Origin of the sequence: Salipiger abyssi, assembly GCF_017311415.1 — a bacterium.
GTDB classification, from domain to species: Bacteria; Pseudomonadota; Alphaproteobacteria; order Rhodobacterales; family Rhodobacteraceae; genus Salipiger; species Salipiger abyssi_A.
The window spans coordinates 25,408-38,640 of record NZ_JAEKIS010000018.1; the positions used below are offsets into that span (position 1 = coordinate 25,408).

A 13,233-nucleotide genomic window follows, 5' to 3' on the forward strand; every position below is an offset into this window, starting at 1 on the left:
TGTGAGGGAGCACTCCCGGGCCCTCCCGGGTCTCCCGTTTTCATGGCGGCCCCATTGCCGCCGCCCCCTATCCTCCTGCACGCGCCCGGGGGCCAAGGGCGTCACGTCTCAGATGGCGCGGCCATACAGTGTTTCCCCCAAAATGAAAAGAAAAACCCTCGTGACAGGGCGGAACGGCACGTCAATCGGCGGTATCGCGCGCCAGCAGCGCCTGCTCCGCGCGGTCGAGCCGGGCCAGCGCCTCCTCGACCGTGCCGCCCCGGGCGCGCACCTTGCGCCATATGGCGAGGCTGGAGGCCGGCGACCAGGGGCGCGCCGCCTCGGCCAGCCAGCGCCGCAGCGGCGCCGGCAGCGCATCGAAGCGCCGCATCGGATCGCCCGCGCGATGCCGGCGCCGGAGCCGGGTGGCGCCGCAATTGGTGCCCTGCCGCCGGCTCACCGGAGCGGCTCCGGTCGGATGCGGGGCGACGGCGTGGGGTGCGAGAGGCTGGGCAAGGGCATCTCCAGTTATGGTATGTTATATCATACCAGATATGCCATTTTCGCCGCGCCTGCCAAGAGGTTTCACCCCGGCACCACCGACGAATGGCTGTGCCGACGCAAGGCGCCCTGCCTGCTACACTGCCTTTGTCGCCTGTCCACCCGGAGACCCGCCATGTTCGCCCGTCTTCTTTGCCTCTTCTGCCTCATGGCGCTGCCGTTGCGCGCCGATCCGCTGCCGGTGGCGGTGTTCGATCTCAGCTTCATCAATTTCAGCCAGGAGGTCGAATTCGGCGAAAAGAACGAGGCCGAGCATGCGCGCATCGCGATGCTCACCACGCATCTGCGCCAGCGCCTGGCGGAGAGCGGGCGTTATGCGCTGCTCGACACCGCGCCGCTGGCGGCGGATCTCGACAAACATGGCGAGGTTTTCACCTGCAACCATTGCGAGGCGGCGATGGCGCGCAAGATCGGCGCAGCGCGGTCGTTTTCCGGCGCGGTGCAGAAACTGTCGGTTCTGGTGCAGACGGTCATCCTGCGCGAGCGCAATGCCGAGACCGGCGAGGTGGTCGCGCTCTATCAGACCGATATTCGCGGCAATACCGATATCGCCTGGCGCCGGGGCATGGATTTCCTGATCGACGAGCGGCTGCTCACCGGCCCGCCCTAAGACCTGCGGCAACGCAAAACGCCCGCTCCTCTCGGAACGGGCGTTCGGAATCGTAGGGTGGGCAATCTGCCCACCGATGCCTTTAGCGGCGGATGCCCAGACGCTTGATGAGGTCGAGGTAACGGCCCTCGTCCTTGCCCTTCAGGTAGTCCAGCAGCTTGCGGCGCTGAGCCACCAGCTTCAGAAGGCCACGACGCGAGTGGTTGTCCTTCTTGTGGGTCTTGAAGTGCTCGGTCAGGGTGGAAATACGGCTGGTCAGGATGGCCACCTGCACCTCGGGCGAACCGGTGTCGCCTTCCTTGGTGGCGTATTCCTTCATCAGCTTGTTTTTTTCTTCGACGGTGATCGACATCGGGGTCTCCTTCAAAGGTTGGTGTGGATGGCGCAAGCCGGGATGTCGTCCAGCAGGGCCCATGGAGAAACCCACCCCCTCGCGGGGCGGATGCGGGCGTATAGGGCGATTCCACGCAGATGAAAAGAAAATTCCGGCGCGGCGGGGCCCCTGCCCCTTCGCCACAGACGGCGGTGCGCCGCGGGATCAGGCGCCCAGCGCGGCAGCCGAGCTTTCGCCCAGCAATACGATGCTGTCGAGCGCCGGCGCATCGGCATCGGGCATGATCGCCAGCGGCGCGCCGTCGAGCAGGAGCTCGGTCATGCCCGGGGTCTCGGCACTGGGGCGCAGCGCCAGATCCGGAGGCGCGGCGCCGCCGCTGTCGTCGTAAAAGACCAGCATCCGATCCTCGGTCTGGTCGAAATCCGTCAGGATCGGCGCCGCGCCTTCGGCGATCCAGCGCCCGAGGACAAAGCTGTCGGCCCCATCGCCGCCGGTGGCGACATCGCCGGCGCCGATCTCCAGCGTGTCGTCGCCATCGCCGCCATTGAGAAAATCCGCATCGTCACGGTCGATGCCGTCGCCATCCCGCTCGACACCGGAGAGCAGATCACCGTCCCAGCCGCCGAAGAGCGTGTCGGCGCCGGGCCCGCCGATCAGCGTATCCGCCCCCTCGCGCCCGTGCAGCGCATCGTTGCCGCTGCCGCCCAGCAGCAGATCGCCGGAGAGCCCGCCCTGCAATTCATCCGCGTCCTCGCCGCCGTCGAGCGTGCCGCCACCGTCATGGGCGAACAGCGCATCGCGCCCCTCGAGCCCCATGAGCAGGTCGGTGCCCGCATCGCCATGCAGCGTGTCGTTGCCGGCGCCGCCGATCACCGTATCGGCGCCGTCGCCGCCCACCAGCTCGTCATCGGCGCCAAGCCCGTCGACCAGATCGTCGCCGGCCCCGCCGCCGAGAAGATCGGTCTCGGGCGTGCCGGTCAGCGTGTCGTCGCCATCGCCGCCGGTGGCAATCAGCCCGCCATTCGGGGCCAGCCCGGCCTCATCCGCGGCCTCGTCATCGGCGAGAGTACCGCCGGTATCCTCAGGATCGCCGCCCCCCTCGTCTTCGCCGGACTGATCGACAGACGGGTCCTGCGTGCCGATGATCGCCACCGACCCCAGCACCATCATCCCCATCAAACCGGCAAGCCAGAGCATCCGCCATCCTCGCAAAACAGGCACCGAAGATCTTCCCCGATCCCCGGACACCGTTCAACGGATATCGCAGAGCGAGGTTAACAGGCCGGAAACGCCGCCCCGCCATAGCGCTCTTCCAAGGGCCAGGGCACCGGCATCACCTTATAAGAGACATAGAGCGGGTGGCGCGGGTGCCCCTCGCGGGTCAACCCCAGATGATGCAGCGCCCCGCCCAGCGCCGCCGCCATCTCAGGACCGCGCCCGAGATGCGCGCCATGCACACCCCAGGCGGCCAGCGTCATCTCTGCCGCGCCCTGCCAGTCGCGCAGCAGCGCGTCATTCTCCGGCCCCACCGGGGCGGTCGCGCGGCGCAGATCCTTGGGCCGCGTGGCGCGCCAGGCAAAGAGATTGGCGATGCGCATGGCCCCGAAGCCCAGTTGTACCGCCCGGCGCTGGCAGCGCTCGATGGTGGGGTCGTTGCGCAGCTCGTCGGCGGTCGAGGGGTTCAGCATGATATAGAGCAGCGACGGCCCCTCGCGCCAGCGCCGCTCCAGCCCATAGCGATAGCGTTCGCAGGGCGAGTACAGCGCCCGCGACACCACGCCCTCTGCCTCATGTGTCCGCTCGATCATGGCGCCGGACCCTGCCCCGCGTCGCGCCGGGCCGCAAGCCCCGTTGACAGCCCCCGGCCCCGGGCGCACGTTGCCGCCAACGACAGCCGACAGCCGACAGGATACCCCATGGACATCACCCGCATCGAAGCCGCCGCCACGCGGCTGGCCGGCCACGCCCGGCGCACGCCGCTGCTCTCCTCGCCCTTTCTCGACGAGATCGCCGGGCGGCGCGTGCTGGTGAAGGCGGAATGCCTGCAACATACCGGCAGCTTCAAGTTCCGCGGCGGCTGGTCGGCGATCTCGGCGCTCGATCCGGAGATCCGCGCGCGCGGCGTGATCGCGTTCTCCTCGGGCAACCACGCGCAGGGTATTGCCGCCGCCGCCCGCGCGCATGGCATTCCCGCGGTGATCATCATGCCCTCGGACGCGCCGGCGGCGAAGGTCGCGGGCACCAAAGGGCTCGGCGCCGAGGTCGTGCCCTATGATCGTGCCACCGAGGATCGCGACGCGCTCGGCGCAAAACTCGCCGCCGAGCGCGGGCTGACGCTGATCAAGCCCTTCGACGAGCCGCTGGTGATCGCCGGTCAGGGCACCTGCGGGCTGGAGATCGCCGAGCAGGCCGCCGAGGCCGGCGTGACCGAGGCGGATGTGATCGTCTGTTGCGGCGGCGGCGGGCTGACCTCCGGCATCGCACTGGCGCTGGAGGCCAAGGCGCCGGGGCTGCGGGTGCGCCCGGCAGAGCCCGAGGGCTTTGACGACGTGCGCCGCTCGCTGGCCTCCGGCGCGATCGAGCGCAATGCGCAGCTTTCGGGCAATATCTGCGATGCGATCATCACGCCGCAGCCGGGCAATCTGACCTTTCCGATCATGCACCGTCTTTGTGGGCCCGGCCTTGCCGTCACCGAGGAGGAGGCGTTGCGGGCGATGCAGGCGGCGTTCCGCCATCTCAAGATCGTCGCCGAGCCGGGCGGCGCGGTGGCACTCGCCTCGGCGCTCTTCCGTCCCGACGAGATCGCGGGGGACGCGGTGATCTGCACGGTATCCGGCGGCAATGTCGATCCGGCGGTGTTTGCCCGGGCGCTGACGATGTGAGGATCGGCGCGGGCGTCTAGGTCGGTGGGCAGATTGCCCGTCCTAAGATGCTATGCCGGCACGAGCCGCGCCTAGGACATTGTTCAACCTTAGGGCGGGCAATCTGCCCACCATGCGCCGTCAATCGTCGAGCCGCCGCGCCTCGTCGACCAGCATCACCGGGATGCCGTCGCGGATCGGATAGGCGAGCTCGGCGGCGCGGCTTACCAGTTCCTGCCGCTCGGCATCGTATTCGAGCGTGCTCTGGCTCGCCGGGCAGATCAGCGCTTCCAGCATCCGCCGGTCAAACGCAGGCGCCGGGGGCGGCGTCACGGTCTCTGTCATTGTATGATATCCTCTCCGCCGCCCCGCAGGGCGTATTCGATCAATGTCACCAGCGTCTCGCGCCGGGTCTGTAGCGATGGCGCCTCGAGCAGCGCCTGCTTGTCCTCGACCTCGAATTCCAGAAGCATCGAGAGCGAGTTGATCAAAAGCTCGTCCTCCGCCTCTTTCAGCGTGTCCCAGTCGGCGGAGAGCCCCCGCGCATCGAAATACCGATCGAGCAGCTTCAGGAAGCCCGCCCGGTCGAAACAGCCATCGCTCTCGGTGCCGGACTGGTCGCGCTCGAACCCCTCCCAGCTCACCTCGCAGCGGCGGTAAGGGGTGAAGCCCTCGACCTCCGTCAGCACCCGAAAGCGCGACAGGCCGGTGAGGGTGATCATGTAGCGCCCGTCCTCGGTTTCCGAGAACTGCGTGACGCGCCCGGCACAGCCGATGCGGTGCAGACCGGTGCCGCCGTCGCGCTCGGCCATGCTGTCGGGCTGGATCATGCCAATGAGCCGCGTCTCGCTCTTCAGCGCGTCGTCGAGCATCGCCAGATAGCGCGGCTCGAAGATGTGCAGCGGCAGGCGCGCGCGCGGCAGCAGCAGCGCGCCCGGAAGCGGAAAGATCGGGATCGTGCCCGGCAGGTCAAAACGTCTGGACATGCCCACGAATTAGCCCGCCACACGCGTCAGGCAAATATCATCGAGCTGAGCTTGCGCCGCCCGTTCAGCACCACCGGATCGTTCGGCTTCAGCGCCTCGAAAATGGTGAAGAGCTGCGCCTTTGCGGCGCCGTCGTTCCACTCGCGATCACGCCGGAACAGCTCCAGAAGCTGCGCCACCGCGCCCTCGGCATCGCCACCGGCATAAAGCGCCTGCGCCAGATCGAAACGGGCCTGATGATCGGCGGGATCGGCCTCGACCTTGGCCAGGAGATCGCCCACCGGGCCGGCATCGGCGGCCTGCTTGGCCAGCTCAAGCTGCGCATGCGCGGCTTCCAGCTCGGGGCTCTCGGAGATCGCGATGGGGGCGCCGTTCAGGATCGCCTCCGCCTGCTCAAGATCCTCCATGGCGATATGCGCCCGCACAAAGCCACCATAGGCGCGTGCGTTCTCGGGCTCTTCGCCGAGGATCGCGGCAAAGGTCTGCGCCGCGTCGGTGGCTGCGCCCTGCTCCAGCATCTCCTCGGCCGCCTCGATGGCATCGTCGAGCCCGCCGCCGCCGGCCTCGCCGCCCGCCGCCTGCACGACGCGGTCGATGAAGGCCTTGAGTTCAGAGCCCGGCAGCGCGCCCTGAAAGCCGTCGACCGGCTGGCCCTGCCAGAAGGCGTAGACCGTCGGGATCGACTGGATGCGCAGCTGGCCCGCGATCATCTGATTCTCGTCGACATTGACCTTGGCCATCACCACGGCGCCCTTGGCCGCCTTGACCGCCTCTTCCAGCGCCGGGCCGAGCTGTTTGCAAGGGCCGCACCACGGCGCCCAGAAGTCGACGATGACCGGGACCTCCTGCGACTTCTCCACCACCTCGGCCATGAAATTGGCCTCGGACACCTCTTTGATCAGATCGCCCGTCGGCGCCTGCGTATTACCACCCAGTTCCAGCATCCTGTCCTCCGCTGCTGCGGTCACTTTGCCCAGAGAAATGGCCCATGACCCCGGATGTTGCAAGGGCCGCGCCCTGCGGCATGGGGATCGCGGCCGTCATTCGCGCGGCACGCGCCCTCTCAGCCCGGCCCGAGTTCCGCCCAGATCGGCAGGTGATCGGAAGCGACCCGCGCCGGGCCCGATCGCTCCACCCCCATGCCTTCCAGCGCCAGCCCGGTGCCATAGGCAAAGCCGTCGAGCGCCACGAAGGGGCGCGCAGCGTGATAGCTGCGCCCGGGCAGGACCAGCCGGAAATCCCGCTCCCAGGGCTCGTAGCCGCGGATATCGGACCATTCGTTGAAATCGCCGGCGATGAAGGCGCGGGCCTCGCGCCCGCTGAGCTCTTCGCGGATCGCGGTCATCTGCAACAGCCGGTAGCGGCGCATCAGCCCCAGATGCGCGCCCACCAGCGTCATGCCCCCGACCTCTACCAGCACGGCGCCGCGCGGCTCCAGCCCCGGCAGATCGAGCCGCTTCACGCTTTCCGCCTCCAGCCCGCGGCGCAGTAGCACCGCGTTGCCGTGCCAGCCGAGGCTGACATCGTTCACCGCCAGATCGACCACCTCGTAATCGGTCTCCTGCGAGATCAGGAAACGCGGGATCGCCGCCGGGCGGGCGCCGAGTCGCAGATCGGCCTCCTGCAACATCACCACATCGGCGCCAATGCCGTTCAGAACCTTCAGGATCCGCGCCGGGTCGCGGCGCCGGTCGAGCCCCACCGCCTTGCGGATATTGTAGCTTGCGATCTTCAACCGCGTATTCTCCCTCACAGCACCGGTGCCATCAGCCGCGCCACCAACGCCCCGGCGCGCAGCCAGAGCGGCCGCTGGCCGAGCGTCTGGGTCATCGGCTCGGCGGCGGCAAAATCCGCCTCCAGCATCGCCGCGACCTCGCCGGCAAAGTCATGATCGAACACCGCCGCCATGGTCTCGAAATTGAGCCGGAACGAGCGATTGTCGAGATTGGCGGTGCCGATGCCCACGAGCCGGTCGTCGGTCAGCACCAGTTTCTGATGCATGAAGCCCGGCTTGTAGCGATAGATCTTGACGCCGGCGTCGCGCACCTCGTCGAAATAGGCAAAGGCCGCCAGCCAGGTCGGCCAGTGATCGCGGCTGTCGGGGATCAGCACGCGCACATCGCAGCCCCGCAGCGCCGCCGTTTTCAGCGCCGAGAGAATGTCGCCATCGGGCACGAAATAGGGCGAGGCGATCCAGACCCGCTCGCGCGCGTCCGAGATCGCGGCGAAATAGAACAGTGCCCCGGTGTCGAGCGTATCGACCGGGCCGCAGGGCACGATCACCGCATCCGCGCCTTCGTCGCGAGGCGCCGGCGTCCAGAACAGTGACGGGCCCAGCGCCTCGCCGGTGGCCCAGTGCCAGTCCTCGATATAGGCGAGCTGGAGCTGCGCCACGGCGGGGCCGGCAAGCTTCAGATGGGTGTCGCGCCAGGCGCCGAATTTCGGATTCAGCCCGCGATAGGTGTCGGACATGTTGAGCCCGCCGAGAAACCCCTCGCGCCCGTCCACGATCACCGTCTTGCGGTGGTTGCGGAAATTGACCTGAAAGCGCGAGGTCGGCCCGCGGGCGCTGCGCGGGTCGAGCACCTCCACCCCGGCTTTGATTAGCCGCGCCCGCCACGATGCCGAGAGCCCATAGCTGCCCACACCGTCATAGATCACCCGCACCGTGACGCCGCGCCCGGCGGCGGCAATGAGCCGGTCGGCGAGCGCCCCGCCCGTCTCGTCGTCGACGATGGTGTAATACTGCACCAGCACATAGTCTTCCGCCCGGTCGATGGCGGCGAAGATCGCCGGAAACACCGCGTCGCCGTCGACCAGCAGCTCCAGCGCGTTGCCGCCCACCACGGGCAGCCCGGCCAGCCGCTCGAACAGCCGGTACTCGGGCCGCTGCTCGCGGGGACGCACCGCCTGCGCATAGGATTCCAGCCGCTTCATCGCCTCGTGGCTGGCGCGGCGCTGTTTGGTGTAGCCATGCAGCTTGTGGTGGCCGAAGAACAGGTAGGCGGGCAGCGCGAACCAGGGCGAGGAGAGCAGGAAGACCACCCAGGCCACCGAGCCTTGCGGCGTGCGGGCGTGCCGCAGCACCCGCCAGACGGCGACGCCCACGGCGAGCGGCAGCAGGATGGCAATGGCGACGGACCAGAGGATGCGCAGGTCGGAAAAGATCATGGGCTCGCTTGTACAGGGCTTTGTCCAACCCTGACAGGGGGCTTGGGTTCCAGTGGTTCGCGATGCGGGAAGACGGAAAACATCCTTCACAAGACGGCCTCCTATACGCGGGCGACTGCGGCAATCAACTCCTTGCGGTGTGGCGAAGGTTTCCTTCGAGCCCACTCTAATGAATGCTGCGCTGCGCACGAACGTCTGCTCTAGGGAGGCAGGTCAAAAACGTAACAAGATCAAAGGTGGTTTTGCCTGGGGTTTGTGACACATGATTTTTCAATGAGCACGGGCACTGGACACATCGTGGCAAAAACGACCGTTTGTGACAGAAGGGTCGCCGCACTCCACTTCCCGCGTGTTCTCGATGTCGTCGTCCCGATGCAGACTTCTATCATTCTCACACCCCGTTCGCCAGGTCGCGAATGTCTTGGAATGAGATTTTCACTTGCCAAATGTATTGGAATGCGTTTTACTCATTCCAAGCGAGAAGCAAGGCCCATGCGAGCAAAAGAACTAGTCCCGATTATGGCAGAGATTTACGGCGTCCCCTTCGAGACGGCGTTCATGATCGACCGCTCGCTGTCCGAGGCCGGTCTGCGTGCCAAGGGCCGAGGCCGCAGCCTTCCCGAGATGACCCGCCGCGAAGCGATCATTTTCCTGATTGCCTGCATGGTTACGCTCAAGGCCACCAAGGCTGGGCAGGAGGTTCAGCCCTGGTTGTCCGCTGATGGCTGGATCAATGACGAGATCGAGCCTGGCGACTACCCGTCCGAGGACTACGCCGCGATGGGGCTGGAAGCGCCCCAAGAGATGATCGACAAGGACGCGGCCAAGGGGCCGATCATCAAGAATTACTACATGCAAGAGGTGGTCAAGCTTCTCGACTATCAGCCGGCAGATGAAGACGGCTTGCCCGCGCGGATCAACATGATCGACTGTCTTCTAGCGGTCTGCGACCTTCTGGAAGATACGGGCACAGACGCGGGCCATTTCAAATTCGAGATCAGCGTTTCGCACGGATGGGCAGCAATCTCCGTCAATGAGCGGTTCTCTGGTGGTTACTCCGAAATTCGCTTTCAGACCGACGCTGGGGCCGACGATCCGGTGTCGTATGAGACGCAAATCAGCAAGTCGGCGGTGGTCTATGGTGACGCACTACTGGCGCTGGTGGTGCGAACGGCCCGTGAAAATGGAGGGCGCTCATGAAAGACCTCGGGCACTACACGTTCGAGTTTGAACGGGCGGACATGAAAATCCGTTTCAGTGCGGGGGGCACCGTTGCTCTCATCACGGCACTGGCCTTAGCCGGCCTCGTGATCGCGTTTGTCCTACTCAAGTATCTCTAGGCTCGCCGCATCGCCTTGGCCCAACCTTCAATAAAAGAACGTTTTTCCTTTCAATGGGAAAGCTGACGTTGGTGCAGTCGCTGCGAAAGCACACTATCTCCGCATAGCGCGCGCTCCGACCATATTGTCAGGAACCTGCCAAAAACAGCCCGCCCGTTACCACCCTACGCCTTCCCCCGCCTCAGAGATCGAAGGTCGCAAACACCGGCGCATGATCGGAGGGCTTTTCCCAGCCGCGCGCGGCGCGCAGGATGCGGCTGTTGTGGCCGGCGCTCGCGATATCCGGCGTCGCCCAGATGTGATCGAGCCGCCGGCCCTTGTCCGCGGCGTCCCAGTCACGGGCGCGGTAGGACCACCAGGAATAAAGCTGCCCCTCGGGGATATCCTTGCGGGTGATGTCCACCCAGCCGCCCGCTTCCTGCGTGGCGCCCAGCGCCTCGACCTCGATCGGGGTGTGCGAGACCACCTTGAGCAGTTGCTTGTGCGACCACACATCGTCCTCGCGCGGGGCGATGTTGAGATCGCCCACCAGGATCGCCTTGCCGGGCCGCTCGCCGGCGAACCAGTCGCGCATCTCGGCGAGGTAGTCGAGCTTCTGGCCGAATTTCTCGTTCACGGCGCGGTCGGGCACATCGCCGCCCGCGGGCACGTAGAAATTATGGATCGTCACACCGTTTTCCAGCTCGGCGGCGATGTGGCGGGCGTGGCCGAGCCCGGCGAAATCCATGTCGCCGAGATCGCGCAGCGGCTGTTTCGACAGGATCGCCACACCGTTATACCCCTTCTGGCCGCGCGCCACGATATGGCCATAGCCGAGCTCGCGGAACTGCTCCATCGGGATCTTGTCGACCGGGCTCTTGCACTCTTGCAGGCAGAGCACGTCGGGGGCTTCTTCGGCGAGCAGCTTGGCCACCAGAGCCTCGCGCAGGCGGACGGAGTTGATATTCCAGGTGGCCAGTGTGAACGGCATGTCTCTCTCCTTGATCGCGCGGAGAAACTCGCACCGGCGCGGCACGGGCGCAACCCGGCTTATGCGCCGTCATGCCATCACAAGAAAGCCGCTCAGCCGTTGCCCGCCATGGCCAGCGGCGGCGCATAGAGCGCGGCAACCTCTGCCTCTGCCTCGGACCCCGAGACCACGCGGCGCGCCGGGATGCGGGCCATGCCCTGCAATTCGGCGGGAATACCGGCGAGGCGGATGGTGTAATCGGTCACCAGCAACGTCTCGACCCAGGCGCCATTGGCGCGGATCAGCTCATGCGCGCCCAATAGCAGGTGGAAGTAATGCGCCAGCCGGCAACCCGGGCGTTCGCTCACCCCGGCCAGACCACCGAGCTTTTTGGCGGCGACCAGAAGGCGCGGATTGTCCTGCGGTATCGCGATCCGGTGCTGCGGCGACACGCGCAGCTCGCGCTCTGGAAAGCCCGGACCCAGCGCGTGCTTGCGCAGGCGGACAGGCTTCATCCGATGCGGCCCGTCGCGGAACCGATAGGTGGAGGAGCTGCTGAAAAGCAGCGGCTGCATGCCGTGATCGAGGGTCAGCAGCCGGTCGCCCGGGCGCAGCGTCTCGACCCGGCGGGGGCCACCCTCGGTCTCGATCAGCGTGCCCTGCAACAGGCAGACCGCGCCGGACTCGAAGGTGAAATTCGACGAGGACAGCGAAGCGTAGTTGAGCCATCGCACCTGTGTCACCGAGCCGTCGGGCAGCGAGATCAGCGTGCCCCAGTTGCCATCGTCGCTGAGATAGGGCGCCAACTCGTCATAGGTGGTGATGCCGGGGTAGTTGATCGCCAGGATATCGCCGTCGGCGGCGCTGTAATCCTCGATATAGTTGGTGCCGCTGTCGGCGGAGATGACGAAGACGTCGGCGCCGCCATGGCCATAGATCGTATCGGTTCCGGAGCCGATTTCGATCCGGTCGTTGTCGGCGCCGGCATAGACCAGATCGTCGCCGTCGCCATCGCGCAGGACGTCGTCGCCGTCGTCGCCATAGATCGTGTCGTTGCCGGCGCCGCCCTCCACGGTATCGTCGCCGGTATCGCCGTGCAGGCTGTCGGCGCCATCGCCCCCCGAGATCGAGTCGCCGTCGGCGCCGCCCGCGACGGTGTCGTTGCCCTCGCCGGTATCGACGACATCGTTGCCATCGCCCGCCTCGACGCTGTCGTCGCCGATGCCGCCGTCGATGGTGTCGGCGCCTTCGTAACCGACGATGGTGTCTCTGCCATCGCCGCCGGAGATCGAATCGTCGCCCGACGTGCCGTCGATCCAGTCGTTACCGCTGGTGCCCGAGATTGTTGCCATTGACCTGCCCGCTTTGCCTGTCGTCCCGATATAGGCGACGAGATCTTAATGCGTTGTTTCCTTTCGCTTACCGCATTTTTCGAATCGTGAACAGGGCACCGCTGGCAAGGCGGTGCGCGGTGCGACGAAAAAGCCGCGCCAGCGGTGCTTAGAGCGCCAGGACCAGAACCAGGATCGACAGCGCCAGAAAACCGATCCCGGCCAGTTCCCGGCGGGTGACGCGCTCCTTGAAGAACATCACCGAGGCGATCAGCGAAAAGACCAGCTCCACCTGCCCCAGCGCCTGCACATAGGCGGCGTTTTGCAGGGTGAAGGCGGTGAACCAGCACAGGCTGCCGGCCATCGAGGTCAGCCCCACCCAGATCGCCACCTTGCGCGCCCGCCAGACGGCGGTGATCTGCCCGGGCTCGGCAAAGCGCATCCAGAGCGCCATCGCCAGGAATTGCGACAGCACCACGCAGCACAGCGTGACCGAGGCGCGCAGCAGCGGGTCATCGACATCGAGCTGCAACGATGCGCCGCGATAGCCCACCGCCGAGAAGGCAAAGAAGAGACCCGAGGCAAGCCCCAACGCCACCGCCCGGTTGCCGAGCCGGCGCAGCCAGTGTCCGCTCACCCCCGGCATGTCCGACAGCAGCAGCACGCCCACCAGCCCGATGAGGATTGCCCACCAGCCCACCGGCGACAGCCCCTCGCCCAGCAGCACCAGACCGACCAGCGCGGTCTGGATGACCTCGGTCTTCTTGAAGGTGATGCCCACCGCGAAGTTGCGCTGCCGGAACAGCGCCACCACACAGATCGTCGCCAGGATCTGCCCGGTGCCGCCGGTCAGCGCATAGGCCCAGAAGAGCGGACCGAGCGCCGGCACGCTTTGTCCCGTCAGCGCGATATAGAGCCCGGTGATCAGCAGCGCCGGCGGGAAGGCATAGGCAAAGCGGGCAAAGGTGCTGCCGGTGGCGCTGAGGCCGCCCATGCTCAGCACCTTCTGCACCATGAAGCGCAGGGTCTGAAAAAAGGCGGCGGCGATGGTGACGATGATCCAGAGGTCCATGTCGCCACGCTATGGCGCGATTTCTCCGGAAAGACCAGA

General features: G+C 66.5%; 16 protein-coding genes. 4 read left to right on the plus strand and 12 right to left on the minus strand.

The annotated features are described in order from the left end of the window. Nucleotides 1-181: 181 nt before the first annotated feature. A complete protein-coding gene (locus I6N89_RS19900) occupies nucleotides 182-439 on the minus strand; it encodes a DUF6525 family protein (protein ID WP_328805906.1) in 258 nt (85 codons plus the stop codon). Between the two features lie 216 nt (nucleotides 440-655). Here I6N89_RS19900 and I6N89_RS19905 point away from each other — a divergent pair, with 216 nt between their 5' ends. Next, nucleotides 656-1,150 carry a DUF3280 domain-containing protein gene (locus I6N89_RS19905; protein WP_207020185.1) on the plus strand — a complete coding sequence of 165 codons (495 nt, stop codon included), beginning with the start codon at nucleotides 656-658 and terminating at the stop codon, nucleotides 1,148-1,150. 82 nt (nucleotides 1,151-1,232) lie between these two features. Here the strand turns inward: I6N89_RS19905 and rpsO are convergent, their stop codons facing one another. From rpsO to I6N89_RS19920, 3 genes are all read right to left on the minus strand, one after another. After that, nucleotides 1,233-1,502: a 30S ribosomal protein S15 gene (gene rpsO / locus I6N89_RS19910; RefSeq protein ID WP_076701546.1), complete on the minus strand. Its 270-nt coding sequence runs from the start codon at nucleotides 1,500-1,502 to the stop codon at nucleotides 1,233-1,235. 186 nt (nucleotides 1,503-1,688) lie between these two features. After that, a complete protein-coding gene (locus I6N89_RS25795) occupies nucleotides 1,689-2,681 on the minus strand; it encodes a calcium-binding protein (protein ID WP_207020186.1) in 993 nt (330 codons plus the stop codon). A gap of 77 nt (nucleotides 2,682-2,758) precedes the next feature. Further along, on the minus strand, nucleotides 2,759-3,292 hold the full coding sequence (locus tag I6N89_RS19920; RefSeq protein ID WP_207020187.1) for a DUF1643 domain-containing protein: 534 nt from the start codon (nucleotides 3,290-3,292) through the stop codon (nucleotides 2,759-2,761). A 108-nt stretch (nucleotides 3,293-3,400) separates the two neighbouring features. Here I6N89_RS19920 and I6N89_RS19925 point away from each other — a divergent pair, with 108 nt between their 5' ends. Beyond that, on the plus strand, nucleotides 3,401-4,366 hold the full coding sequence (locus tag I6N89_RS19925) for a threonine ammonia-lyase (protein WP_207020188.1): 966 nt from the start codon (nucleotides 3,401-3,403) through the stop codon (nucleotides 4,364-4,366). 120 nt (nucleotides 4,367-4,486) lie between these two features. Here I6N89_RS19925 and I6N89_RS19930 read toward each other — a convergent pair whose 3' ends face one another. The 5 genes from I6N89_RS19930 to cls all read right to left on the minus strand — a co-directional run bounded on the left by I6N89_RS19930 (nucleotide 4,487) and on the right by cls (nucleotide 8,502). Beyond that, on the minus strand, nucleotides 4,487-4,690 hold the full coding sequence (locus I6N89_RS19930) for a Trm112 family protein (RefSeq protein WP_076701529.1): 204 nt from the start codon (nucleotides 4,688-4,690) through the stop codon (nucleotides 4,487-4,489). Next, complete coding sequence (locus I6N89_RS19935) at nucleotides 4,687-5,331, minus strand: LON peptidase substrate-binding domain-containing protein (RefSeq protein WP_207020189.1); 645 nt, start codon at nucleotides 5,329-5,331, stop codon at nucleotides 4,687-4,689. Before I6N89_RS19935 ends, I6N89_RS19930 begins: the two co-directional genes overlap by 4 nt. Before the next feature lie 26 nt (nucleotides 5,332-5,357). Continuing rightward, the gene (trxA, locus tag I6N89_RS19940; RefSeq protein ID WP_207020190.1) at nucleotides 5,358-6,275 is read right to left on the minus strand and encodes a thioredoxin; all 918 of its coding nucleotides are present in this window, start codon (nucleotides 6,273-6,275) and stop codon (nucleotides 5,358-5,360) included. Nucleotides 6,276-6,394: 119 nt separating this feature from the next. After that, entirely contained in the window at nucleotides 6,395-7,066 is a 672-nt protein-coding gene (locus I6N89_RS19945) for an endonuclease/exonuclease/phosphatase family protein (RefSeq protein WP_207020191.1), read from the minus strand. Nucleotides 7,067-7,080: 14 nt separating this feature from the next. Further along, the gene (cls, locus tag I6N89_RS19950; RefSeq protein ID WP_207020192.1) at nucleotides 7,081-8,502 is read right to left on the minus strand and encodes a cardiolipin synthase; all 1,422 of its coding nucleotides are present in this window, start codon (nucleotides 8,500-8,502) and stop codon (nucleotides 7,081-7,083) included. A 519-nt stretch (nucleotides 8,503-9,021) separates the two neighbouring features. Between cls and I6N89_RS19955 the strand changes: the two genes are divergently transcribed. Together I6N89_RS19955 and I6N89_RS19960 are read left to right on the plus strand one after the other, a co-directional pair. Further along, nucleotides 9,022-9,702: a hypothetical protein gene (locus tag I6N89_RS19955; RefSeq protein ID WP_207020193.1), complete on the plus strand. Its 681-nt coding sequence runs from the start codon at nucleotides 9,022-9,024 to the stop codon at nucleotides 9,700-9,702. Next, on the plus strand, nucleotides 9,699-9,842 hold the full coding sequence (locus I6N89_RS19960) for a hypothetical protein (protein ID WP_207020194.1): 144 nt from the start codon (nucleotides 9,699-9,701) through the stop codon (nucleotides 9,840-9,842). Before I6N89_RS19955 ends, I6N89_RS19960 begins: the two co-directional genes overlap by 4 nt. A gap of 181 nt (nucleotides 9,843-10,023) precedes the next feature. On the opposite strand, the gene I6N89_RS19965 is transcribed toward I6N89_RS19960, so the two are convergent. The 3 genes from I6N89_RS19965 to I6N89_RS19975 all read right to left on the minus strand — a co-directional run bounded on the left by I6N89_RS19965 (nucleotide 10,024) and on the right by I6N89_RS19975 (nucleotide 13,194). Further along, nucleotides 10,024-10,812 (minus strand): exodeoxyribonuclease III, encoded by a 789-nt coding sequence (locus tag I6N89_RS19965; RefSeq protein ID WP_207020195.1) that lies wholly within the window; start codon nucleotides 10,810-10,812, stop codon nucleotides 10,024-10,026. Between the two features lie 92 nt (nucleotides 10,813-10,904). Beyond that, complete coding sequence (locus I6N89_RS19970; protein ID WP_207020196.1) at nucleotides 10,905-12,143, minus strand: Hint domain-containing protein; 1,239 nt, start codon at nucleotides 12,141-12,143, stop codon at nucleotides 10,905-10,907. Nucleotides 12,144-12,291: 148 nt separating this feature from the next. Then, nucleotides 12,292-13,194: a DMT family transporter gene (locus tag I6N89_RS19975; RefSeq protein WP_207020197.1), complete on the minus strand. Its 903-nt coding sequence runs from the start codon at nucleotides 13,192-13,194 to the stop codon at nucleotides 12,292-12,294. Between the last annotated feature and the right edge of the window lie 39 nt (nucleotides 13,195-13,233).